The organism is Streptococcus sp. 21.1 (genome assembly GCF_016648635.1).
Lineage (GTDB): Bacteria > Bacillota > Bacilli > Lactobacillales > Streptococcaceae > Streptococcus.
In genome coordinates this window covers 41,547-64,790 of the sequence record NZ_JACLQL010000003.1, presented here as the reverse complement: position 1 = coordinate 64,790, position 23,244 = coordinate 41,547, and the positions used below count along the sequence as shown (strand labels likewise).

At 40.4% G+C, this 23,244-nt stretch carries 20 protein-coding genes and 1 pseudogene; 16 read left to right on the top strand and 5 right to left on the bottom strand.

Annotation, left to right across the window (positions count from 1 at the left end; all coding sequences use genetic code 11):
* Nucleotides 1–229 precede the first annotated feature (229 nt).
* Nucleotides 230–1,603, top strand: coding sequence for a H2O-forming NADH oxidase (nox, locus tag H7U01_RS03325; RefSeq protein ID WP_048675487.1), 1,374 nt, complete (start codon nucleotides 230–232; stop codon nucleotides 1,601–1,603).
* A gap of 94 nt (nucleotides 1,604–1,697) precedes the next feature.
* Here nox and H7U01_RS03320 read toward each other — a convergent pair whose 3' ends face one another.
* Nucleotides 1,698–2,684, bottom strand: coding sequence for an L-lactate dehydrogenase (locus tag H7U01_RS03320; protein ID WP_073689811.1), 987 nt, complete (start codon nucleotides 2,682–2,684; stop codon nucleotides 1,698–1,700).
* Nucleotides 2,685–2,904: 220 nt separating this feature from the next.
* On the opposite strand from H7U01_RS03320, the gene gyrA reads away from it, so the two are divergent.
* From gyrA to H7U01_RS03295, 5 genes and pseudogenes are all read left to right on the top strand, one after another.
* Complete coding sequence (gene gyrA / locus H7U01_RS03315) at nucleotides 2,905–5,373, top strand: DNA gyrase subunit A (RefSeq protein ID WP_073689812.1); 2,469 nt, start codon at nucleotides 2,905–2,907, stop codon at nucleotides 5,371–5,373.
* Complete coding sequence (locus H7U01_RS03310) at nucleotides 5,373–6,134, top strand: class A sortase (RefSeq protein ID WP_060972462.1); 762 nt, start codon at nucleotides 5,373–5,375, stop codon at nucleotides 6,132–6,134. Before gyrA ends, H7U01_RS03310 begins: the two co-directional genes overlap by 1 nt.
* A 36-nt stretch (nucleotides 6,135–6,170) precedes the next feature.
* Nucleotides 6,171–6,572, top strand: coding sequence for a VOC family protein (locus H7U01_RS03305; RefSeq protein WP_037597911.1), 402 nt, complete (start codon nucleotides 6,171–6,173; stop codon nucleotides 6,570–6,572).
* A 114-nt stretch (nucleotides 6,573–6,686) separates the two neighbouring features.
* The gene (locus H7U01_RS03300; RefSeq protein ID WP_073689814.1) at nucleotides 6,687–7,655 is read left to right on the top strand and encodes a DUF1002 domain-containing protein; all 969 of its coding nucleotides are present in this window, start codon (nucleotides 6,687–6,689) and stop codon (nucleotides 7,653–7,655) included.
* 139 nt (nucleotides 7,656–7,794) lie between these two features.
* Nucleotides 7,795–9,057: pseudogene (locus tag H7U01_RS03295) on the top strand (NRAMP family divalent metal transporter).
* A 125-nt stretch (nucleotides 9,058–9,182) separates the two neighbouring features.
* On the opposite strand, the gene H7U01_RS03290 reads toward H7U01_RS03295, so the two are convergent.
* The 4 genes from H7U01_RS03290 to yghU form a co-directional block, all read right to left on the bottom strand.
* Nucleotides 9,183–9,425 (bottom strand): type B 50S ribosomal protein L31, encoded by a 243-nt coding sequence (locus H7U01_RS03290; protein ID WP_003093591.1) that lies wholly within the window; start codon nucleotides 9,423–9,425, stop codon nucleotides 9,183–9,185.
* Between the two features lie 104 nt (nucleotides 9,426–9,529).
* On the bottom strand, nucleotides 9,530–10,462 hold the full coding sequence (locus H7U01_RS03285) for an FAD:protein FMN transferase (RefSeq protein ID WP_073689815.1): 933 nt from the start codon (nucleotides 10,460–10,462) through the stop codon (nucleotides 9,530–9,532).
* On the bottom strand, nucleotides 10,449–11,393 hold the full coding sequence (locus H7U01_RS03280) for a DHH family phosphoesterase (protein WP_073689816.1): 945 nt from the start codon (nucleotides 11,391–11,393) through the stop codon (nucleotides 10,449–10,451). Before H7U01_RS03280 ends, H7U01_RS03285 begins: the two co-directional genes overlap by 14 nt.
* An 80-nt stretch (nucleotides 11,394–11,473) precedes the next feature.
* Nucleotides 11,474–12,262, bottom strand: coding sequence for a glutathione-dependent disulfide-bond oxidoreductase (gene yghU, locus H7U01_RS03275; protein WP_037600817.1), 789 nt, complete (start codon nucleotides 12,260–12,262; stop codon nucleotides 11,474–11,476).
* Nucleotides 12,263–12,436: 174 nt separating this feature from the next.
* Between yghU and add the strand changes: the two genes are divergently transcribed.
* The 10 genes from add to H7U01_RS03225 all read left to right on the top strand — a co-directional run bounded on the left by add (nucleotide 12,437) and on the right by H7U01_RS03225 (nucleotide 23,217).
* Nucleotides 12,437–13,447 carry an adenosine deaminase gene (gene add / locus H7U01_RS03270; RefSeq protein ID WP_073689817.1) on the top strand — a complete coding sequence of 337 codons (1,011 nt, stop codon included), beginning with the start codon at nucleotides 12,437–12,439 and terminating at the stop codon, nucleotides 13,445–13,447.
* A gap of 184 nt (nucleotides 13,448–13,631) precedes the next feature.
* Entirely contained in the window at nucleotides 13,632–14,228 is a 597-nt protein-coding gene (locus H7U01_RS03265) for a thymidine kinase (RefSeq protein WP_073689818.1), read from the top strand.
* 38 nt (nucleotides 14,229–14,266) lie between these two features.
* Nucleotides 14,267–15,346 carry a peptide chain release factor 1 gene (gene prfA / locus H7U01_RS03260; protein ID WP_002891161.1) on the top strand — a complete coding sequence of 360 codons (1,080 nt, stop codon included), beginning with the start codon at nucleotides 14,267–14,269 and terminating at the stop codon, nucleotides 15,344–15,346.
* The gene (gene prmC / locus H7U01_RS03255) at nucleotides 15,343–16,176 is read left to right on the top strand and encodes a peptide chain release factor N(5)-glutamine methyltransferase (RefSeq protein ID WP_073689819.1); all 834 of its coding nucleotides are present in this window, start codon (nucleotides 15,343–15,345) and stop codon (nucleotides 16,174–16,176) included. Before prfA ends, prmC begins: the two co-directional genes overlap by 4 nt.
* Nucleotides 16,163–16,768, top strand: a complete 606-nt coding sequence (locus tag H7U01_RS03250; protein ID WP_060972471.1) for an L-threonylcarbamoyladenylate synthase — start codon at nucleotides 16,163–16,165, stop codon at nucleotides 16,766–16,768. Before prmC ends, H7U01_RS03250 begins: the two co-directional genes overlap by 14 nt.
* 93 nt (nucleotides 16,769–16,861) lie before the next feature.
* Nucleotides 16,862–18,112, top strand: a complete 1,251-nt coding sequence (gene glyA, locus H7U01_RS03245) for a serine hydroxymethyltransferase (RefSeq protein WP_073689820.1) — start codon at nucleotides 16,862–16,864, stop codon at nucleotides 18,110–18,112.
* A 5-nt stretch (nucleotides 18,113–18,117) separates the two neighbouring features.
* The gene (locus H7U01_RS03240) at nucleotides 18,118–19,095 is read left to right on the top strand and encodes a nucleoid-associated protein (protein WP_073689821.1); all 978 of its coding nucleotides are present in this window, start codon (nucleotides 18,118–18,120) and stop codon (nucleotides 19,093–19,095) included.
* 1 nt (nucleotide 19,096) lies between these two features.
* Nucleotides 19,097–19,708, top strand: coding sequence for a lysozyme family protein (locus H7U01_RS03235; RefSeq protein WP_073689822.1), 612 nt, complete (start codon nucleotides 19,097–19,099; stop codon nucleotides 19,706–19,708).
* A 31-nt stretch (nucleotides 19,709–19,739) separates the two neighbouring features.
* Nucleotides 19,740–21,479, top strand: coding sequence for an ABC transporter ATP-binding protein (locus H7U01_RS03230; RefSeq protein ID WP_073689823.1), 1,740 nt, complete (start codon nucleotides 19,740–19,742; stop codon nucleotides 21,477–21,479).
* The gene (locus H7U01_RS03225; RefSeq protein WP_037597896.1) at nucleotides 21,469–23,217 is read left to right on the top strand and encodes an ABC transporter ATP-binding protein; all 1,749 of its coding nucleotides are present in this window, start codon (nucleotides 21,469–21,471) and stop codon (nucleotides 23,215–23,217) included. The genes H7U01_RS03230 and H7U01_RS03225 overlap by 11 nt, the downstream gene beginning before the upstream one ends.
* The last annotated feature ends 27 nt before the right edge of the window (nucleotides 23,218–23,244 follow it).

Below are 23,244 nucleotides of genomic sequence, written 5' to 3'. Positions count from 1 at the left end.
GAGACGAGTAGACTTACTAAGACTTGATAAGACGGAGATGGTGTAGAGGAAGGTCGTCAGCATCATAAAGTGTTTTTCTACAGATTTTGTCGTGGCCTATTTGGGTTTTGAGCATACAAATTTAATTTGTTCAAAAAGTAACAAAGTCTGAGCATAAAAGGTGTAACCGTTTTCCGATTATGGTAGAATAAATTAGTAAACTATTATCAAAAGAAAGTTGGATAAACTTATGTCAAAAATCGTAGTTGTTGGTGCTAACCACGCTGGTACTTTTAGTATTAATACTATTCTCGATAATTACGGAGACCAAAATGAAGTAGTTGTTTTCGACCAAAACTCTAACATTTCATTCTTGGGTTGTGGTATGGCCCTTTGGATCGGTAATCAAATCTCAGGTTCTGATGGTCTTTTCTATGCCAACAAAGAAGGACTTGAAAGCAAGGGCGCTAAAGTTTATATGAACTCACCAGTTGAGTCTATTGACTTTGATGGTAAAACTGTTACAGCCCTCGTAGATGGTAAAGAGCATGTTGAATCATATGACAAATTGATTTTGGCTACAGGTTCTCAACCAATCTTGCCTCCAATCGAAGGTGCCGAAATTAAAGAAGGTAGCCGTACTTTCGAAGCTACGCTTGAAAACCTTCAATTTGTTAAACTTTTCCAAAACGCTCAAGAAGTTATTGATAAGTTGAACGACAAATCTCAAGATATCAAACGTGTAGCGGTTGTAGGTGCTGGTTACATTGGTGTTGAATTGGCTGAAGCTTTCCAACGTCATGGAAAAGAAGTTATCCTTATCGACGTTGTTGATACATGTTTGGCAGGTTATTACGACCATGACTTGACTGACCTTATGGCTAAAAATATGGAAAGCCACGGTATTAAATTGGCATTTGGTGAAACTGTTAAAGCAGTAGAAGGTGAAACTAAGGTAGAACGCATCGTTACAGATAAAAATGCTTACGATGTCGATATGGTTGTTCTTGCTGTTGGTTTCCGTCCTAACACAGCTCTCGGTGCTGGTAAGTTGGAAACATTCCGTAATGGCGCTTACCTTGTTAACAAGAAACAAGAAACATCAATCAAAGATGTTTATGCAGTTGGTGACTGTGCTACCGTTTATGACAATGCCCTTGATGATGTGAACTACATTGCCTTGGCTTCAAACGCTGTTCGTTCAGGTATTGTCGGTGGTCATAATGCCGGTGGTGGCGATGTTGAATCAAACGGTGTTCAAGGATCAAATGGTATCTCAATCTATGGTTTGAACATGGTATCAACTGGTTTGACAGAAGAAAAAGCAAAACGCTTTGGTTTCAATCCAGCAGTAGTATCTTCAACAGATCTTCAAAAAGCTGCCTTTATGGAAGATGAAAATGCAGACGTTACAATCAAAATCGTCTATGACAAAGATACACGCAAAGTTCTTGGTGCTCAAATGGTATCACGCATGGACATCTCTATGGGAATCCACATGTTCTCATTGGCTATCCAAGAAGGTGTAACTATTGACCGTCTTCAATTGCTTGATTTGTTCTTCTTGCCACACTTTAACCAACCGCTTAGCTATATTGCTAAAGCAGCAATCTCAGCTAAATAATCTTCAACAGCTAATTCAGTCGAATTAGCTGTTTTTTCTTTTTTTAATACGAAAAAAGCCTCCTACTGGAGACTTTTATTTAACTAATGTTAGATTAGTTTTTTGAAGCTTCTTGGAATTCAGGGTTTTTCCATGCTTCATCAATGATAGCTTGCAATTCGTCAGCAGAAGCTTTCATTTTTTGTTGTTCAGCATCGTTCAATGGGATGTTAACTGGACGTACGATACCGTGTGCACCTACGATTGCAGGTTGACCGATAAAGACGTTGCTTACACCATATTGACCTTCTTGGAATACAGACAATGGAAGTACTGCATTTTCATCGTCAAGAATAGCTTTAGTGATACGAGCAAGGGCAACGGCGATACCATAGTAAGTAGCACCTTTTTTGTTGATGATTGTGTAAGCGGCATCACGAACACCTTCGAACAATTCAACCAATTCAGATTCTTGAACGTTTTGAGTGTCTTTAAGGAATTCTTCAAGGTTTACACCGGCGATGTTAGCGTGTGACCAAACGGCAAATTCTGAGTCACCGTGTTCACCCATGATGTAGGCGTGAACTGAACGAGCATCAACGCCAAGTTTTTCAGCAAGTGCTTGACGGAAACGAGCTGAGTCAAGTGAAGTACCTGAACCGATAACGCGTTCTTTAGGGAATCCTGAGAATTTCCATGTTGAGTAAGTCAATACGTCAACTGGGTTAGCTGCTACAAGGAAGATTCCTTTGAAGCCTGATTCAACAACTTGAGTAACGATAGATTTGTTGATAGCAAGGTTTTTACCAACAAGATCAAGACGAGTTTCACCTGGTTTTTGTGGAGCACCAGCAGTGATAACTACAAGGTCAGCATCCGCACAGTCTTCGTATTTAGCTGCGTAGATTTTTTTAGGTGAAGTGAAAGCAAGCGCGTGGCTTAGGTCAAGTGCATCACCAACAGCTTTTTCGAACAATTGTGGAATTTCGATGATACCAAGTTCTTGAGCGATACCTTGGTTTACAAGTGCGAAAGCGTAAGATGAACCTACGGCACCGTCACCAACGAGGATGACTTTTTTGTGTTGTTTAGTTGCAGTCATGGGTCTAAACATCTCCTTATTTTTTAATTGGGTTACCCCGTACACTGCTTATTCTACCACTTTAAGTGATGGATGTCACGAAATAATAAGGAAATAATAGATGAAAGCGTTTACACAACTGAAAAGTAAAGCGTTTTATGGTATAATATTATAGAAATTTTCTATACTCTTTTATTAGAGTTTGGAATGATTTGAATGAAAGAAAAGAGGCATTTTTAGAGTGCAAGATAATAATTTAATTGACGTTAATTTGACGTCTGAGATGAAGACAAGCTTTATCGATTATGCCATGAGTGTTATCGTGTCTCGTGCTCTCCCAGATGTTCGTGACGGTTTAAAACCTGTACAACGTCGTATTCTATATGGAATGAATGAGCTTGGGGTGACACCTGATAAGCCACATAAAAAATCTGCCCGTATTACCGGGGATGTCATGGGTAAATATCACCCACACGGAGACTCATCTATCTATGAAGCCATGGTTCGTATGGCGCAATGGTGGAGCTACCGTTACATGTTGGTTGACGGTCACGGGAACTTTGGTTCTATGGATGGTGATGGGGCTGCCGCTCAGCGTTATACTGAGGCGCGTATGTCTAAAATCGCCTTGGAAATGCTTCGTGATCTCAATAAGAATACCGTTGATTTTCAAGATAACTATGATGGATCAGAACGTGAGCCAATCGTTCTTCCGTCACGTATTCCAAACCTTCTTGTCAATGGTGCGACAGGGATTGCCGTTGGTATGGCGACTAACATCCCACCACACAATTTGGCTGAAACGATTGATGCTGTCAAATTGATGATGGATAATCCTGAAGTCACAACACTTGAACTGATGGAAGTTCTTCCTGGTCCAGACTTTCCAACTGGTGGCTTGGTCATGGGGAAATCTGGTATTCACCGTGCATATGAAACTGGTAAGGGTTCTATTGTTCTTCGTTCGCGTACTGAAATTGAAACAACTAAATCAGGTCGTGAGCGTATTGTTGTCACTGAGTTTCCTTACATGGTCAATAAGACCAAGGTTCATGAACATATCGTTCGTTTAGCTCAAGAAAAGCGTATTGAGGGGATTACAGCAGTCCGTGACGAGTCTTCTCGTGAAGGCGTACGCTTTGTCATCGAAGTGCGTCGTGATGCTTCTGCCAATGTTATCTTGAACAATTTGTTCAAATTAACGCAACTTCAGACTAACTTCAGCTTCAACATGTTGGCCATTGAAAAGGGTGTTCCTAAAATCCTTTCTTTGCGTCAAATCTTGGCTGACTATATTGCTCACCAACAAGAAGTTGTGGTTCGTCGTACACAGTTTGACAAGGATAAGGCTGAGGCACGTGCCCATATTTTAGAAGGTTTGTTGATTGCCCTTGATCATTTGGATGAAGTGATTACGATTATCCGTAACAGTCAAACTGATGCTGAGGCTCAAGCTGAGTTGATGGCTCGCTTCGAACTCACGGAACGTCAAAGTCAAGCTATTCTTGATATGCGTTTGCGTCGTTTGACAGGTTTGGAACGTGATAAGATTCAAAATGAGTACAATGATCTCTTGGCTCTGATTGCTGATTTAGCTGATATTTTGGCAAAACCAGAACGTGTCATTGCTATCATCAAGGAAGAATTGGACGAAAGCAAGCGTAAATTTGCAGATGCTCGCCGCACAGAGCTTATGGTTGGAGAGGTCATTTCTCTTGAAGATGAGGACCTCATCGAGGAAGAAGATGTTGTTATCACTCTCTCAAATAAAGGGTATATTAAACGTTTAGCCCAAGACGAGTTCCGTTCACAAAAACGTGGTGGTCGCGGTGTCCAAGGTACTGGTGTTAACGATGATGACTTTGTTCGTGATATTGTCTCAACAAGCACTCATGATCACCTTTACTTCATGACTAATAAGGGGCGTGTATACCGTCTTAAGGGGTATGAAATCCCAGAATACGGTCGTACAGCCAAAGGCTTACCTATCGTCAATCTCTTGAAGTTGGACGAAGGTGAGACTATTCAAACAGTCATTAATGCCAAGAGTGATCAAGCTTCTGAAAATAATCACCTTGTCTTTGTAACTCGCCAAGGTCTAGTTAAACGTACAAAAGAAACGGAATTTAAGAACATTCGTCAAAATGGGTTGATTGCCTTGAAACTTAGAGAAGGTGATGAGCTAATCAATGTCTTCTTGACTACTGGTAATGAAGAAATTGTCATTGGTACTAAATTTGGTTACAGTGTACGCTTCAAAGAGGACACTATTCGAAGCATGAGTCGTATGGCTGCCGGTGTTAAAGGGGTAACTCTTCGTGATGGTGACCAAGTTGTTGGTGCAGCTGCCATTACAGAAGACCAAGAAGTCTTGATTATCACTGAAAAGGGTTACGGTAAGCGTACCTCAGCTACTGAATACCCAACGAAGGGTCGTGGTGGTAAAGGTATCAAGACTGCCAATATCACAGAGAAGAATGGTAACCTAGCAGGTATTGTAACAGTGTCTGGTGATGAGGATATCATGGTCATCACCGATACAGGTGTTATCATCCGTACTGCCGTTGCTAATATTTCACAAACTGGTCGTGCCACTCAAGGGGTTAAGGTCATGCGTTTGGATGACTCTGCTCGTATTGTTACCTTTGCTTTAGTTGAGCCAGAAGAAGTTGAACAAGCTTCCGAAGATCAAGAAAGTGGTGACAACTAATGAGCAAAGATAAGAAAAATAACGTAACAAAAAAACGCCGTAAGTGGCTTGATATTCTTCGCTGGGTGTTGATTATTGTTCTCTTGGTTGTTGGTTTAGCCTTGATTTTCAATAAGTCTATTCGAAACACAGTGATTGCTTGGAATACAAATAAGTATCAAGTGAGCAAGGTTTCTAAAAAGACTATTGAGAAAAACAAGGAAGCTAAGACTAGCTTTGACTTTGATACCGTTAAATCAATTAGTACAGAGTCTGTCTTGCAGGCACAGATGGATGCTCAAGAGCTTCCTGTCGTTGGTGGTATTGCTATTCCAGAGGTAGGTATCAATCTCCCTATTTTCAAAGGACTCGGCAATACAGAGTTGACTTACGGTGCAGGAACGATGAAAGAAGATCAAGTCATGGGTGGTGAAAACAACTATTCACTAGCTAGCCACCACGTCTTTGGTATTGCCGGTGCATCTGATATGCTATTTTCACCGCTAGATAAGGCTAAGGAAGGTATGAAGATTTATCTTACGGATAAAAATAAAGTCTATACTTATGTTATTAGTGAGGTGAAGGTTGTTCAACCAACTGAAGTAGCAGTAGTTGATGATACACCTGGCAAGTCTGAAGTTACCCTTGTAACTTGTACGGATGCCGAAGCAACTCAGCGTACAATCGTCAAAGGTGAATTGAAATCACAGGTAGATTTTGACAAGGCAAGTTCAGATATTATTGAAGCCTTTAATAAGTCATACAATCAATTTCAAAGTTAAAAAAGGGCCTTCGGGCCTTTTTCAATGGAGGAAAATATGTTTTTAAATACAGTGCACCATGTTGCTATTATTGTTTCTGATTATGACTTGTCTCGAGATTTTTATGTCAATAAACTTGGTTTTGAGATTATTCGGGAAAATCACCGTCCGGAACGTCATGATTATAAGTTAGACCTACGCTGTGGAGGTATAGAACTTGAAATCTTCGGCAATAAGACCAGTGATCCGAACTATGTGGAACCCCCAAAACGTCCGTCTTATCCTGAGGCATGTGGCTTACGTCATTTAGCTTTCAGAGTGACTAATATTGAAGAGGTCGTCAAAGAGTTAGAACAAAAGGGTATCTCCTGCCAACCTATTCGCAAGGACACTTTTACCGGTGAAAAGATGACTTTCTTTGCTGATCCAGATGGTCTTCCTTTGGAGTTGCACGAGTAGTTTTTTTAACCTTAATTTTTTAAGTCATGGTATAATAGGTGAGCGGCTGGGCCTAGAGTCAGTCGTCCTTTAGGAGATTATGGAATACTATTCTATTTTCGAAAGGAAACACACATGAAATTGAAAAAACTTCTTGTTACTGGGATGGCTATATTGGCTTCAGTAACAGCCTTTACTTCGGTTGCTCAAGCAGCAACATCATCACAAGTCCAAAAGGTTATTGATGAATCTTATGTTCAACCAGACTATGTGATGGGGTATTCATTGTCGGAAGAGCAACGAAATGAAACCTTGAATTTATTAGGGTATGATAGTAGTAAGGATACTAATGTCAAGACCTTGACGACATCTGCTTACGCCAATATCATGAATGTGGCTGACGATTCTAGTCTTCAGCTATATTCTTCGGTTAAGATTGCTAAGCTGGGTGCTAAGGAAACCTTGAGTGTAGAGATTGTGACACCGCAAAATATCACGAAAATCACTCCAGATATGTACCGTAATGCTGCCACGACACTTGGTATCGAACATGCTAAGATTACGGTAGCAGCACCAATCGCAGTTACTGGAGAAAGTGCCTTGGCTGGTATTTACTATTCCCTTGAGCAAAATGGGGCTAAAGTTTCAGATGAAAGCAAAGAGCTTGCGCAAGAGGAACTCAAAACCCTTTCTCAAATTAATGAGGAAAATTCAGGCAAGAGTGACTATGATGCGGACAAGCTTAATGTAGCTATGACTGATATTAAGTCAGCAGTTGCTGATAAAGGGGATAAGTTGACTGAAGACCAAGCTAAAACGATTGTTCAGCAAACAATTAATAATTACAACTTGAATCTTTCTGATACGCAAATTAACCTTCTGGTGAATTTTGCTATGAATTTATCTAAGTCTTCAATCATTGATAGTGCTAGCTTTAAGTCAACCTTGAGTTCACTTAAAGATTCTATCGTTTCGAAAGCTGGTAATACTTTCTCTGGAATCAACCTAAACTTTAATGCCAACAAAGCGGTTGAGAACAGCAAAAATATTTTTGCACAAATCTGGCAAGCTATCGTAGATTTCTTTACAGTACTTTCTAAATAGTAAAAGAGCTATCCATTTGGATGGCTTTTTTCTATTTTTCAGAAAATATGTGAAATTCTATTGAAATTATTCCAACAATTGTGTAAAAGGTAAACATCAATTCAGATTATTCTGAAAATTTATTTTAGGAGATTCTCTTATGTCAGAAACAAGTATATCTAGTCAGTCTACCTGGCGTAGTAAAATAAAAGCAATGGGACCTGGTATCCTAATGGCTTCAGCGGCCGTAGGTGGTTCCCACATCGTTTCATCAACTCAAGCGGGTGGTTCTTATGGATGGGCCTTGCTAGGCTTGGTTATTCTAGCTAACCTCTTTAAATACCCATTCTTCCGTTTTGGTGCTGAGTATACCGCAGATACGGGTAAAACCCTTGTTGAAGGTTATGCTGAGAAAGGTAAGTTCTATCTTTGGGTATTCTTCATTTTGAATGTCTTTTCAGCCTTGGTTAATACTGCAGGTGTTTCTATTCTTTGTTCAGCTATCATTGCTAGTGCCTTTCCAATGCTTGGTTTGAGTATTACAACATGGTCAATCATTTTGGTTGCAATCATTTGGGGTATGTTACTCTTTGGTGGTTACAAACTTCTTGATGGCATGGCTAAATGGATCATGTCAGCCTTGACTATCGCAACAGTAGCAGCAGTTATTATTGCAGCAATCAAACACCCAGAGTAAAGTGCTGACTTCGTTGAAAAAACACCATGGCAGTTAGCAGCCCTTCCATTTATCGTTTCACTTCTTGGATGGATGCCAGCTCCAATTGAAATTTCAGCCATTAACTCACTTTGGTCAGCTGAGAAAAAGAAAACTGTTGACTTTAACACTGACGATGCCCTCTTTGACTTTAACGTTGGTTTCATCGGAACAGCTATTCTTGCAGTATTCTTTGTAGCACTCGGTGCTCTTATCCAGTATCCAACTGGTAAACCAGTAGAAGCAGCATCAGCTAAGTATATTGCTCAGTTTGTTGGTATGTATGCCTCAGTGCTTGGTGAGTGGTCACGCTATTTGATTACCTTTATCGCTTTCTTATGTATCTTTGGTACTGTGATTACTGTTATCGATGGTTATTCACGTGTTAACGAAATTTCTCTTCGTCTTTTGTTTAACCAAAAGGAAAAAAATCAAACACCATTGAATGTTTGGATGACATTGACAGCTATTCTTGGTCTCATCATTATTTTCTTCTTCCAAGGTCAAGTAGCAACAATGCTTCGTTTTGCCATGATTGGTTCATTCCTTACAACACCTTTCTTTGCGCTTTTGAATTATGTACTTGTTACAAAAGCAAAGAGAGACCTTCCAACTTGGTTGAAAGGACTTGCTATTGCAGGTTTGATTTTCTTATTCGGATTTGCCCTCTTCTTTATCTGGGCTTTGGCTATTGGTAAAGCAGGTTAATAGGATTAAACGGTTTCCATATGGAAGCTGTTTTTTTATTTTAAAGGAGCGGGGGAGGAGAGATTATAGCCAAGAGAATACAAAAAAACCATTCCAATTGGAATGGCTTAACAACAAGATGTTGCTTATTTGAGACCGTATTTTTTGTTGAAACGATCCACGCGTCCGTCTGCTTGAGTGAATTTTTGACGGCCAGTGTAGAATGGGTGTGAATCTGATGAAATTTCTACACGGATAAGTGGATAAGTTTCACCTTCGAATTCAACTGTTTCGTTTGAGTGTTTAGTTGAACCGCTAAGGAATTGGTAACCAGTAGTTGTGTCCATGAATACTACTTGACGGTAATCTGGATGGATATCTTTTTTCATGTTAAAATATTTCCTTTCTGCCATGGTACTTTCCGCACCATAGTTTTTTAACTATTTTAGTTTATCAAAAGGTGGTCTTCTTGACAAGTCTTTTTTACTATTTTTTAGGAAATTCGCATTTTGTAAATGCCACTTGTCTGAAAGCATCGATTATCTTTATCAACGATGATAGCTTCAAGATTTGGTTGTGAACTAACTTCCTGGAAAATGCGTTCTAGACTTGAGCCAAATAAACGTGTCGTCCAAATTTCACCATCGACTGAGAGGGATGAAATGATGGTAAGACTAGCTAGATCACTAGAGACAGGGTAGCCAGTTTGACTATCGAAAATATGATGATAGGTTTTGCCATTTATTTCAAAAGTGCGTTCATAGATTCCTGAAGTGACAATAGATTGGTCTCTTATAGCAAGCACCATAAGATTTGTGTTTCTAGTCTCCTTGGGATTTTGAATACCAATCCGCCATTTTTTATCAGGATTATGGAGAGCTGGTCCAAAGGTTAGAACATTACCTCCAAGATTGATTAGGGCACTGGTCACTTTTTCTGCTTTAAGAAAATCTGCAATACGATCTGCAATATATCCCTTTGCCAGGGCACCAAGATCAATTTTCATCCCTTTTTCTTTGAGAAAAACGCTTTGATTTTCCTCGGATAGAACAATGGCATTGGGATTGATAATTTGTAGGAGCGGAGGAATTTCTTCAGGCAGAGGCAGCTTGGCATCCGAAAAACCAATGCGCCAAGTCTGAATGAGAGGTCCTATGGCAATGTTAAGGTGACTTTCAGGTTGGCAGCTATGCCATTTTCCAAGAGCAATAAGTTCAAAAAGCTCTGGGTGAACCGTCACCGAATGTAAGCCTGCTGCCTTGTTAATTTTCATGAGTTCGGAACTGTCATCATTGGCTGAGAAACGCTTATTGTAGGTATGTAGGAGTGCTTCAACCTGGTCTAGCAGGGGTTCTGGTTCTTCATGATAGATAGAGACGTCAATCACAGTCCCCATGAGACGTACACGACGATTAGTGAGTTGCATGGGCAACGGTATCCTTGATTTCTTGATAGATTTGTTCGTTTTCGTCTAAGCTGTAGGAATTGGCACCACTAGCAAGTGGGTGGCCTCCACCGTCATGACGTTTAGCAATCTCGTTGATGACAATGCTTTTACTGCGCAGACGTACACGGTAATGCCCTTCAGGCAGCTCTACGAAAATAGCCCAAGATTCGACGCAATCAATACGACCTGGAGTGCCAACAATTGCAGAACTTTCAGCATCAGTGACATTGAATTCATCCAAAACCTTTCGTGTCAAGACAACTCGAGCTGCACCATTTTCATCGACTTCTAGATTATCGAAAACATAACCTTGTAATTTAGCAATTTTGAATGGGAAACTATCCATACGACGAGCCATTGCTGCAAAATCAAAGTCGTATTCACGAAGTTTAGCCGCAATTTGAAGTGTTTTAGGTGTCGTAGACGGAAAGAGGAAGCGACCTGTATCGCCAACAATACCATTGTAAAGAACACGAGCAGCGGCATCTGACAAGGAAAGGCCAAGAGTGAGAGCCCAGTCAGTCACAATTTCGCTGGCACTTGAAGCAGTCGTATCAACTAAGAGGAGGTCTCCGTAGGCATCGTCGTTAGGATGATGGTCAATTTTGATAAGAAAGTCCCCCTTATCAAAACGGTCGTCGTCGATACGAGGAGTGTTGGCTGTATCGGTAACAATAACAAGCGCTCCTTCATAGTCTTGGTCAGTTACCTTATCCATTTCAGCAATCCAAGACAAGGTAGGTTCATTGACACCTGTCGCAAGAACCTTTTTATCTGGAAAGTTTGTTTTTAAAATTTCCTTCAGTCCTACCTGACTACCAATGGCATCAGGGTCAGGTCTTTGGTGGCGGTGAATAATAATAGTGTCATAGGCTTTAATTTTTTCTAAAATAGCTTGAAATACAGTCATGAATGTCTCCTTGTGATTTTCTTTCTATTATATCATGAAACAATAGAAAAACGGTTAGCCTAGGCAAACCGTTATAAAAATTAGATCTCTTTATAGTCGACTTCAAGTCCCCGTTTAACCGCTGGACGGTCAGCAATTTTTTCAGTCCAAGCTTGAAGGTGCTTGTATTCTTTAACATCAAGGAAAATACCAGCCTTGTCCCAGATCTTATCTTGAGCAAGACGACCATACCAAGACCAGATAGCGATATCAGCGATAGTATACTCATCACCAGCAATATAAGGTTTGGTTGCTAATTCTTTATCAAGCAAGTCAAGTTGGCGTTTGGCTTCCATGGCAAAACGGTTGATGGCATATTCGATTTTTTCAGGTGCATAGTGGAAGAAGTGCCCAAAGCCACCACCTAGAAAAGGAGCAGCACCTGTTTGCCAAAAGAGCCAGTTGAGAACTTCTGTATGTTTTGCGTGATCAGTTGGAATGAGTTTGCCGAATTTTTCAGCCAAGTAAAGGAGGATGTTAGCTGATTCGAAGACACGAACTGGTTGGTCTTCAGAGTAATCCATCATGGCTGGAATCTTTGAGTTTGGATTGATTGAAACAAAATCTGAGCCGAATTGGTCACCATCACCAATCTTAATACGATAAGCGTCATAACCCGCTTGAGTCACACCAAGTTCTTTCAATTCTTCCAGCATGATAGTTGCCTTGATACCATTTGGTGTCGGAAGAGTATAGAGTTGGAAAGGTTGGTCACCTTTAGGTAGAGTTTGTTCAAAACGTGCACCAGCTGTAGGTTGATTGAGGCCACCCCAGGCACCTCCCATAGAGGTTGGGTTTTCCCAAACTTCTGGTAAAATATAGTCAGACATAAAGTTTCTCCTTGTATTCTTGATAGTTACATCCTAACAAAATGCTAATGGCATTTCAAGAATCTACTACGTCCTATTAGGCGCGATACCTTGACTTTTTCTATAAGAATGATAAGATAGTAAAAATTAATTTTTATCTGATAAAAAACATATTGTTTAGAGAGGAAGAAAAGAATGACTGCTATTGATTTTCATAAGTTGGCTAAAACAGAACTACACTGTCATTTGGATGGTTCTCTATCATTGGAAACCATTCGCCACCTAGCTGACTTGGCACAGATTGAGTTACCTGAGGACGATGCGGAGCTCAAACACCATGTGACAGCACCTGCTACCTGTGAGAGTCTCTTAGATTATCTTGAGGCTTTTGATTATATTCGTCCTTTGCTTCAAACAAAGGAAGCCTTGACCGTTGCGGCTTATGATGTTGCTAAACAGGCTGCTCTTGAAAATGTTATCTATATTGAAGTGCGTTTTGCTCCAGAATTGTCAATGGATAAGGGATTGACTGTCGCTGAAACCATTGATGCTGTTTGTCAAGGCTTACGTCAAGCTCAAGAAGAATTCGGTATTGTAGCCAAGGCCCTAGTTTGTGGCATGCGCCAATCAGATCAAGAATTAACGGCTCGTATTCTTGATGAAGCAAATGAAGTTGAAGATAGTGACTTTGTTGGTTTTGATTTTGCTGGAGATGAGCATCATTATGGACCTAAAGCGATTAAACCTCTAATTGAACAAGTCCAAAGTTACAACCGTCCGATGACTTTTCATGCTGGTGAGTGTGGTTGCCCAGCCTTTTTGGCTGAGTCAATTGCTATGGGAATTAAGCGTAATGGTCATGCAACGATCCTGGCTCAAGAGCCTGAGCTTCTGGAAGAGTTTGTCAAAAATGGTGTCACAGGAGAGTTATGTTTAACAAGTAATCTGCAGACTAAAGCAGCCGTTACAGTTGCTGATTTTCCTTATCTAAAAATGAAAGCAGCAGGTGCGAATATTACCATTAATACGGACAATCGTACCGTTTCTGATACAAACTTAACCAAGGAATACGAACTCTATCACAAGCATTTTGATAGCTCAGTGCAAGACTTTTATGCTCATAATAAGACGGCAATCGAAGCTTCATTTGCTAGTGACGAGGAGAAAGAAGAACTTCTTGAAAAATTGGCTAAAGCCTATTCATAAGAAGCTATTAGACTGGTGAAACGTTATCAGGGTGATAAGATTGAACCATTTGAAACACAAGTCAAACCTATTATAAAAATAAGGGAGTGAGGCGAACTTTTTTCAAAAATTGTTCAGTCTCCCTCCCTTTTACGCTTAGAATTATGATAAAATAAGTACAATACATATTTTAGAGGAGACTGGTTTGGCACAACTTTATTTTCGCTATGGCACTATGAATTCTGGGAAATCCATTGAAATTCTTAAGGTTGCCTATAATTACGAAGAACAAGGAAAACCAGTAGTATTGTTGACCAGTCGTTTGGATAATCGAGATGGGGTCGGCTATATCTCTAGTCGTATTGGCATGAAACGGAAGGCATATCCTATTGGTGATGATACGGATATTTTTGGTTACATTGCTAATATGGATCCACGACCTTACTGTGTTTTAGTTGATGAGGCTCAGTTTTTGACCCGTGCGAATGTCTATGATTTGGCACGAATTGTTGATGAGTTAGATATCCCAGTGATGGCTTTTGGTCTCAAAAATGATTTTCAGAACAATCTCTTTGAAGGTTCTAAATACCTTTTGCTTTTGTCTGATAAGATTGATGAGATCAAGACCATTTGTCATTATTGCTCGAGAAAGGCAACCATGGTTCTTCGTATGGAAGATGGGAAGCCAGTTTATGAGGGAGCACAAGTTCAAATTGGAGGACACGAGAGTTATATCTCTGTTTGCCGAAAGCACTGGTTTAATCCACCTCACGAAAACATAATCCCTTTGAATAAGGACTAAAAATGACTATTAGTTATAATAAGGAGAAAAGATAACAGATGAATATTTATGATCAGTTACAAGCGGTTGAAGACCGCTATGAGGAATTGGGTGAATTGCTTAGTGACCCTGAAGTAGTTTCAGACACTAAACGGTTCATGGAGTTGTCACGTGAAGAAGCAAATACTCGTGAAACTGTGACAGCTTACCGTGAGTACAAGCAAGTCATCCAAAGTATCTCAGATGCTGAAGAGATGATTAAGGAAGCAAGCGGTGATCCTGACTTGGAAGAAATGGCTAAGGAAGAACTCAAAGAATCCAAAGCCGCTAAGGAAGAGTACGAAGAACGTTTGAAAATTCTTCTTTTGCCAAAAGACCCTAATGATGACAAGAATATTATCCTTGAAATCCGTGGGGCTGCAGGTGGTGATGAAGCTGCCTTGTTTGCGGGTGACCTTCTAGCTATGTACCAAAAATACGCAGAAACACAAGGTTGGCGCTTTGAGGTTATGGAAGCCTCTTATAATGGTGTCGGTGGTATCAAAGAAGTGGTTGCCATGGTTTCAGGGCAATCCGTGTATTCTAAACTCAAATATGAATCAGGAGCACACCGTGTGCAACGTGTGCCTGTGACTGAAAGTCAAGGTCGTGTTCATACCTCTACAGCAACTGTTTTGGTTATGCCAGAAGTTGAAGAAGTAGAGTACGAAATTGACCCTAAGGACCTTCGTGTCGATATCTATCACGCTTCTGGTGCCGGTGGTCAGAACGTCAATAAGGTTGCGACTGCGGTTCGTATGGTTCACATTCCTACTGGAATCAAAGTAGAGATGCAAGAAGAACGTACACAACAGAAGAACCGTGATAAAGCTATGAAGATTATCCGTGCGCGTGTTGCGGACCACTTTGCACAAATCGCTCAAGATGAACAAGATGCTGAGCGTAAATCGACTGTTGGTACAGGGGATCGTTCAGAGCGTATCCGTACTTACAACTTCCCGCAAAACCGTGTAACTGATCACCGTATTGGTTTGACCCTTCAAAAGCTTGATACAATTCTAGCTGGTAAATTAGATGAAGTTGTGGATGCCTTGGTTCTTTATGATCAAACTCAAAAATTGGAAGAGCTTAACAAATGATTTTAGCGGATGTCCTGGATGACTATGAGAAGCAGCTTGATGCTGTTGGTGAAGAGCCAGAGGCCCTTTCCTTCGTTTATCGTGGTTTGAAGCAATGGGACTTGACTCATTTTGTTCTTCAATTGCGTCAAGAAGTTTCAGATGAAGATGCAGAGTTGTTAGCTTATGTATTCAGCCAACTAATGAATCACAAGCCTGCTCAGTATATTTTGGGCTATGAAGACTTTCATGGCTTGCGTTTTCAGGTTGATGAGCGTGTCTTGATTCCACGTCCTGAAACTGAGGAACTAGTGGATTTGATTTTAGCGGAAAACCCTAGCTCAGAGCTCAAGATTCTTGATATCGGAACTGGGAGTGGTGCTATTTCGGTATCTCTGAAAAAGAGTTGCCCCTTTTGGCAAGTAACAGCTAGTGACTTGTCAGCTGACGCCTTAGTACTTGCTAAAGAGAATGCTATACTAAATCAGGTAGACATTAGCTTTGTGCAATCGGATGTTTTCGAAAATACTTCTGGTAGTTTTGATATCATTGTGTCAAATCCTCCCTATATTTCTGAAAATGATAAGAACGAAGTTGGTACTAATGTTTTGGCTAGCGAGCCCAAAATGGCTCTGTTTGCTGATGAAGAGGGACTTGCTATTTATAGACAGATTATTGAGGACGCAGACAAGTATTTAACTCCAAAAGGAAAGCTCTACTTTGAAATTGGCTATAAGCAGGGCCGTGATTTGAAGAAACTCTTGTCTCTACATTTTCCTGATAAGCGTGTGCGTGTTCTTAAGGACCAATTTGGGCAAGATAGAATGGTCGTGATGGATGATGAAAAGTAATAAAGTGTTAAGAGAAATCTTGGCTGACGGTGGAGCAGTTGTCCTTCCTACAGAGACTGTTTATGGTCTATTTGCTAAGGCTTTAGATGAGCAAGCTGTTGACCATGTTTATGAGCTAAAAAATCGTCCCAGAGATAAAGCCATGAATTTGAATGTCGCTTCTTATGAAGATATCTTGTCCTATTCAAAAGATCAACCCAAGTATTTGAAACAATTGTATGATGCTTTTTTGCCTGGACCTTTGACTATCATTTTAAAGGCTAATGATCAAGTCCCTAAGTGGATTAATTCAGGATTGGCGACAGTTGGCTTCCGTTTGCCAGACCATCCTGTCACTAGAGAGCTGATTCAAGCGGAAGGGCCTTTGATTGGTCCATCTGCTAATAAGTCTGGGAAGGCTAGTGGTCGTTATTTCGACGATATTAGAGTACAATTTGATTTTCAGGTGACTGGCTATCAAGATGATGATGCCTTGTTAGGTGTAGATTCGACGATTTTGGATTTGTCTGTTTCACCTGCTAGGATTCTCAGACAAGGGAAAATTACAAAAGAAGACCTATTGGCGGCTCTACCAGAGTTGACCATAGAATAAATGACTAACAGAGACCTATGGAAGTGTGAGATAACTTCCAACTATATGTGGGTGAGTTGATTGAAACCCCCTTAGACCTCAAAGGAGACCTCTATGATTTTTGATAAAGAAGATTACAAAGCATTTGACCCTGAACTATGGAACGCCATCGATGCTGAGGCTGAACGCCAACAAAACAATATTGAGTTGATTGCCTCTGAGAACGTGGTATCTAAAGCTGTTATGGCTGCTCAAGGAACTCTCTTGACTAACAAGTACGCAGAAGGCTATCCAGGTAAACGTTACTATGGTGGTACAGACGTGATTGATGTGGTTGAGTCTCTTGCTATTGAGCGTGCCAAAGAACTTTTTGGAGCAAAATTTGCCAACGTGCAACCTCACTCAGGTAGCCAAGCCAATGCTGCTGTTTACATGTCATTAATCCAACCAGGTGATACGGTTATGGGAATGGATTTGTCAGCGGGTGGTCACTTGACACACGGTGCACCAGTTAGCTTCTCTGGTAAGACCTATAACTTCGTCGCTTACAATGTGGATAAGGATACTGAACTCCTTGATTATGATGCCATTCTTGCGCAGGCTAAAGAAGTGCAACCAAAACTCATCGTGGCTGGTGCTTCAGCTTACTCTCGTATCATTGATTTTGCTAAATTCCGTGAAATTGCCGATGCTGTAGGTGCTTATCTCATGGTAGATATGGCTCACATTGCAGGTCTTGTGGCGTCTGGTCATCACCCAAGTCCAGTTCCTCATGCACATGTGACAACTACAACAACTCACAAGACGCTCCGTGGTCCTCGCGGTGGTTTGATTTTGACTGATGATGAAGCTATCGCTAAGAAATTGAATTCTGCAGTCTTCCCTGGTTTGCAAGGTGGCCCTTTGGAACACGTTATTGCTGCTAAGGCTGTTGCTCTTAAAGAAGCACTTGACCCTGCCTTTAAGGAATACGGTGAAAATGTTATCAAAAACGCAGCTGCTATGGCTGATGTTTTCAATCAACATCCAGATTTCCGTGTTATCTCAGGTGGCACTAACAATCACCTCTTCTTGGTTGATGTGACTAAGGTTGTTGAAAATGGTAAGGTTGCGCAAAACGTTCTTGAAGAAGTTAATATTACTTTGAACAAGAATGGTATTCCTTATGAGCAGTTGTCTCCATTCAAAACATCTGGTATCCGTGTTGGTAGTCCAGCCATTACGAGTCGTGGTATGGGTGAAGCTGAGAGCCGTAAAATTGCTGAATTAATGGTACAAGCTTTGGAAAATCATGATAAACCTGAAGTTTTGGAACACATTCGTGGAGAAGTTAAAGCTCTTACAGATGCCTTCCCACTCTATTAAAAACTATGTTAGATTTATATATTAAACGCATTATCATTCACCAGTTTTCGCCAAATGATACGGAGCTGGTTTTAGCTGAAGGACCTCTTGAAATAACGCCTCGCTTAGATGAGTATTTTCGAAAGAAACTCTCTAAAGTTTTCTCAGATGAGGCTAAACGGGGCTATTTCGATGCGGAAAATGTTTTTATCAGTCATCTAGGAGATGATTTGATGGAAAGTTCTGTTAAAATTTCCCAACTTTGGAAGGAAGAATTTGTCATTTCTGAAGATCAAAAGACCAATGATTTGGTCTTTATTCAGTTTGATAAAGAAGGGCAAGAATATTTTGCTTTCTTGCGTATTGCTCTCAAGGACAGTTTGATTCATTCTTTGGGAGATGGCCAACATCCTATTCAATTGTCACAAAATAATTTGCCATCTGCGGCTCAGACACCTGATGAAGCTTTGGTAATCAATCGTAGTAGTAAGCAGTATTATTTGATTGAAAAGCGAATCAAGCATAATGGAAGCTTTGCCAATTATTTCTCTGAGAATCTCTTGCAGGTCCAGCCTGAACAATCTGTCAAGAAATCGATTAAGATGGTCGAAGATACTGCTCAGAAGATTGCCGAGAATTTTAATCAGGATGACTTTAATTTCCAAGGAAAAATGAAATCAGCTATTTTTAATAACCTGGAAGAAGACCAAGAGTTATCACCTGAAAAATTGGCAGATCAGCTCTTTGATAATAATTTGACAGCTCGTTTGACCTTCGTTGATGAGCTTAAAGAGGTTATTCCTGAACCCATTTCGGTTTCAGATATTGACCATTCACGTCAAATTAAGAAATTGGAGAATCAAAAATTATCGTTATCGAACGGAATTGAGTTAATCGTGCCTAATAATGTTTATCAGGATGCCGATAGTGTTGAATTTATTCAAAATCCTGATGGCACCTACTCTATTCTCATCAAAAATATCGAGGATATCATCAATAAATAATATGTTTAAATGGATAAGACGTCTGGCAGTTTTTGTCGTAGTCCTCATCTTAGGTATCCAATGTTATCGAATCCATGCCAATATTCAACATGTCTTAACCTATGAATCCATGGTTAAGGAGGTTTTGGCTGAAGACGACATTGATAATACAACCAATGTCGATTTGGTGTTGGCTATGATCTACACAGAAACCAAGGGGAAGACAGATGACGTGATGCAGTCCAGTGAAAGTTCTACAGGGGTTACTAACTCCATCACAGATCGAAAAGAAAGTATTCGTCAAGGGGTGACGGTGCTGTCAGAAAATCTGGAAGAAGCTGCCCATCATAAGGTGGATCCTTGGACAGCAGTACAAGCTTATAATTTTGGTAAGGCCTATATCGATTATGTGGCTGATAATGGTGGAGTTAACACCGTCGAATTAGCAAAAGCTTATTCAAAAAATGTCGTTGCTCCGAGTCTAGGAAATATCAGTGGAGAAACTTACACCTATTACCAACCGGTTGCCATGTACTATGGTGGCGGAAAACTTTATACAAATGGCGGAAATATTTATTACGCCAAAGAAGTGCAGTTTAACCTCTTTTTGATGCGTATGTTCTCTCGTCTCTAAGAGGATACGCTTCATTCTTAAGGAAAGACAAATGAAAGCATTATTAGTTTATTTCAAAGGATATGTCAAAGACAGTATCCTGGGACCCGTTTTTAAATTAATCGAAGCCAGTTTCGAACTCTTGGTCCCTCTAGTGATTGCTGGAATTGTCGACACAACTATTCCAAATAAAGACCAAAATCATCTGTTTATGATGATTTTTCTCTTGTTCGGACTTGCCGTTATTGGGGTTGTTGTTGCTATTTCAGCACAGTATTTTTCATCCAGAGCAGCAGTTGGCTATGCCCGAGGTTTAACCAATGATTTGTATGAGAAGATCATGCGTTTATCAAAGGAAAAGCGGGATGAGATTGGAACGTCAAGTTTGGTGACACGTTTGACTGGTGATACCTTTCAAATCCAAACGGGCATCAATCAATTTTTGAGGCTCTTTTTGAGGGCACCGATTATCGTGACGGGAGCCATTATTATGGCATTCCGAATCAGTCCACGCTTGACCCTTTGGTTTCTTGGCATGGTCTTGGTATTGACCCTTATTATTGTACTAGCTAGTCGCATCGTCAATCCTTTATACGCCAAGATTCGAGTAATTAATGAGTCAATTGTTACCAATACACGTCAACAACTTGAAGGTATGAGGGTTATTCGGGCTTTTGATCAGAGTGAGGGTGAATTAGATAACTTTACTACTGTCAATAAAGACTTGAAGAAGTGGCAGCTCAAAACAGGAGTAATAGCAAGTCTCATTAGTCCTTTGACTTTCTTGGTTGTTAATATGACCTTGATTGCTATCCTTTGGCAAGGAAATCTGCAAATTCAAGCTGGTCTCTTGTCCCAAGGTATGCTGATTGCTCTAGTCAATTATCTCTTGCAAATTTTGACGGAGCTCCTTAAATTGGCCATGATGTTGACCAATCTGAATCAAAGCTTTATTTCAGCAAAACGGGTACAAGCGATTTTTGAACTTCAAGATGAGGATATTGAGGCACCTTTAGAAGTCCGCACTTCTAGTCAGGCTTCCACAGTGCTAGCTATTGATCAGATGACCTTTACCTATCCTACAGCTAGTTCGCCATCACTCCAAGAGATTCATGTCAGTCTTACTCAAGGTCAGTCACTAGGTATTATTGGTGGTACAGGTTCAGGTAAATCGACTTTGGTAAACTTAATCATGAACTTATATCAGCCTCAGATTGGTTCATTAGCTATTTTCAAAGATCAAAAATCACCAAAAAACCTTAAAGAGTGGCGTTCTTGGGTTGCCTATGTCCCGCAAAAAGCTGAGTTATTTAGGGGAACCATTCGTTCAAACTTGTCATTAGGACTTGACCACGAACCAAGTGAGCAAGAACTCTGGCATGCTCTTGACATGGCTCAGGCTGCTGATTTTGTAAGGGATAAGGACCTTGGTTTAGATGAGCCAGTTGAGTCATTTGGCCGTAATTTTTCGGGAGGGCAACGTCAACGTTTGACTATTGCGCGTGCGTTGATGAGACCAGCACCATTCTTGATTTTGGATGACTCCACCTCAGCCCTAGATTATTTGACTGAAAGTCGCCTACTAGCGGCTATCAGAGACAATCTTAAATCAACGAGTTTGATTATTATTTCGCAAAGAACAAATAGTCTAAAAGCTGTTGATCAAATTTTGGTGCTTGATAAGGGACATCAAGTTGGCTTGGGTAATCATGAAGAATTGCTTGCCACAAATAAACTCTATCAAGACATTCATTATTCTCAACATCAAAAGGAGGTCGCTGATGAAGGCTAGAAATAATAAATCAACGCTTAAACGTTTAAGTAGAGATATCTTAAGTCAGCGTTACCTTTTTGCCTTAGCAACTGTTGGGACCATTATTCAAGTTGCCTTAACGGTTTACTTACCTATCTTAATTGGTGATGCAGTGGACGCTGTTCTTAAGATGAACGCCGTTCTATTGATGTCACGTTTAATTTGGCAGATGCTTGTAGTTATCTTAGCTAATAGTGCAATCCAGTGGCTTAACCCTCTGATTTATAATCGATTGATTTATTCATATAGCGAAAGTTTACGTGAACGAGTCATGATGAAAATTCATGCTATGCCACTTAGTTACCTTGATCGTCAAGGAACTGGAGACATGGTTAGCCGTGTGACTACAGATAGCGATCAGTTAAACAACGGACTTCTCATGGTCTTTAACCAATTTTTCGTTGGGCTTTTGACTATCTTTGTCATAATCATTACCATGGCTCGCTTAGACTGGTTCATGATGCTCTTAGTTCTAGTGATGACGCCTCTGTCAATGCTTGTGGCACGTTTTATCGCAAAGAAGAGCTATCAACTCTATCGCAATCAAACTAAATGGCGAGGTATGCAGACTCAGTTGATTGAGGAAAGTCTGACTCAAGAAGCTTTAGTACAGAGTCTAAATGCTCAAGACCAGATGGTTAGGAGTTTTAAAGACGTCAATGGTAAGTATGCTGATTATTCACAGGGTGCTATCTTTTATTCGTCAGCGGTTAACCCAGCTACACGTTTTGTCAATAGTCTGATTTATGCTCTTATTGCAGGTGTTGGTGCCTATCGAATCATGTCGGGTGGTGCTTTCACAGTGGGACAATTGACTACCTTCCTAAATTATGTGACTCAGTATACGAAACCTTTTAATGATATCTCATCTGTTCTATCTGAACTTCAAAGTGCTTTGGCCTGTGCTGATCGCCTTTATATGATATTGGATGAAGAGGAAATAACAGAAACAGGTAAGGCGGTCTTGGAAGAAGCAGATGTGCAGGGACGTTTTCAATTTGATCATGTCCAGTTTGGCTATTTGCCTAATAAACCTCTTATCAAGGATTTGAGCATTGATATCCCTGCCGCAAGTACTGTTGCCATTGTTGGTCCAACAGGAGCGGGGAAATCTACCTTGATTAACCTACTTATGCGTTTCTATGATTTGGATAAGGGGAACATTCTACTGGACGGTAGACCTATTACAGATTATACTCGTGAGAGTCTTCGGAAACAGATTGGGATGGTTTTGCAGGAAACTTGGCTTGAGGTCGGCACTATTCATGATAATATTGCCTATGGAAATCCAGAAGCCAGTCGTGAAGAAGTCATAGCAGCGGCCAAGGCTGCCAATGCTGATTTCTTTATTCAGCAGTTGCCTCAAGGCTACGACACCTACTTGAATGATGCGGGGCAATCCCTTTCTCAGGGACAACGTCAGCTTTTGACCATTGCTCGCATATTTGTCAATGTGCCTAAAATCTTAATTTTGGATGAAGCCACTTCTAGTATCGATACTCGTACAGAGCTTCTCATTCAAGAGGCCTTCGCTAAATTAATGAAATGTCGAACAAGTTTCATCATTGCCCATCGATTATCTACCATAGAGAATGCGGACCTTATTTTGGTCATGAATAATGGGGATATCGTTGAACACGGAACCCATGAACAACTGATGCAAGCTAAGGGAATGTACTATCGTATGCAGACGGCCCAAAAGACACAAAATAGTTAAATCCGACAGAGCTTTTAAGCTCTGTTT

Excerpts from the sequence above, each read along its gene's own strand:
- H7U01_RS03240 (WP_073689821.1), top strand. The coding sequence starts at position 18,118 with ATGTTAGATTTATATATTAAACGCATTATCATTCACCAGTTTTCGCCA.
- H7U01_RS03305 (WP_037597911.1), top strand. The coding sequence starts at position 6,171 with ATGTTTTTAAATACAGTGCACCATGTTGCTATTATTGTTTCTGATTAT.
- H7U01_RS03250 (WP_060972471.1), top strand. The coding sequence starts at position 16,163 with ATGATGAAAAGTAATAAAGTGTTAAGAGAAATCTTGGCTGACGGTGGA.
- H7U01_RS03230 (WP_073689823.1), top strand. The coding sequence starts at position 19,740 with ATGAAAGCATTATTAGTTTATTTCAAAGGATATGTCAAAGACAGTATC.
- H7U01_RS03310 (WP_060972462.1), top strand. The coding sequence starts at position 5,373 with ATGAGCAAAGATAAGAAAAATAACGTAACAAAAAAACGCCGTAAGTGG.
- yghU (WP_037600817.1), bottom strand. The coding sequence starts at position 12,262 with ATGTCTGACTATATTTTACCAGAAGTTTGGGAAAACCCAACCTCTATG.
- H7U01_RS03300 (WP_073689814.1), top strand. The coding sequence starts at position 6,687 with ATGAAATTGAAAAAACTTCTTGTTACTGGGATGGCTATATTGGCTTCA.
- H7U01_RS03235 (WP_073689822.1), top strand. The coding sequence starts at position 19,097 with ATGTTTAAATGGATAAGACGTCTGGCAGTTTTTGTCGTAGTCCTCATC.
- H7U01_RS03285 (WP_073689815.1), bottom strand. The coding sequence starts at position 10,462 with ATGCAACTCACTAATCGTCGTGTACGTCTCATGGGGACTGTGATTGAC.
- prmC (WP_073689819.1), top strand. The coding sequence starts at position 15,343 with ATGATTTTAGCGGATGTCCTGGATGACTATGAGAAGCAGCTTGATGCT.
- H7U01_RS03280 (WP_073689816.1), bottom strand. The coding sequence starts at position 11,393 with ATGACTGTATTTCAAGCTATTTTAGAAAAAATTAAAGCCTATGACACT.
- H7U01_RS03225 (WP_037597896.1), top strand. The coding sequence starts at position 21,469 with ATGAAGGCTAGAAATAATAAATCAACGCTTAAACGTTTAAGTAGAGAT.
- prfA (WP_002891161.1), top strand. The coding sequence starts at position 14,267 with ATGAATATTTATGATCAGTTACAAGCGGTTGAAGACCGCTATGAGGAA.
- H7U01_RS03320 (WP_073689811.1), bottom strand. The coding sequence starts at position 2,684 with ATGACTGCAACTAAACAACACAAAAAAGTCATCCTCGTTGGTGACGGT.
- glyA (WP_073689820.1), top strand. The coding sequence starts at position 16,862 with ATGATTTTTGATAAAGAAGATTACAAAGCATTTGACCCTGAACTATGG.
- nox (WP_048675487.1), top strand. The coding sequence starts at position 230 with ATGTCAAAAATCGTAGTTGTTGGTGCTAACCACGCTGGTACTTTTAGT.
- H7U01_RS03290 (WP_003093591.1), bottom strand. The coding sequence starts at position 9,425 with ATGAAAAAAGATATCCATCCAGATTACCGTCAAGTAGTATTCATGGAC.
- add (WP_073689817.1), top strand. The coding sequence starts at position 12,437 with ATGACTGCTATTGATTTTCATAAGTTGGCTAAAACAGAACTACACTGT.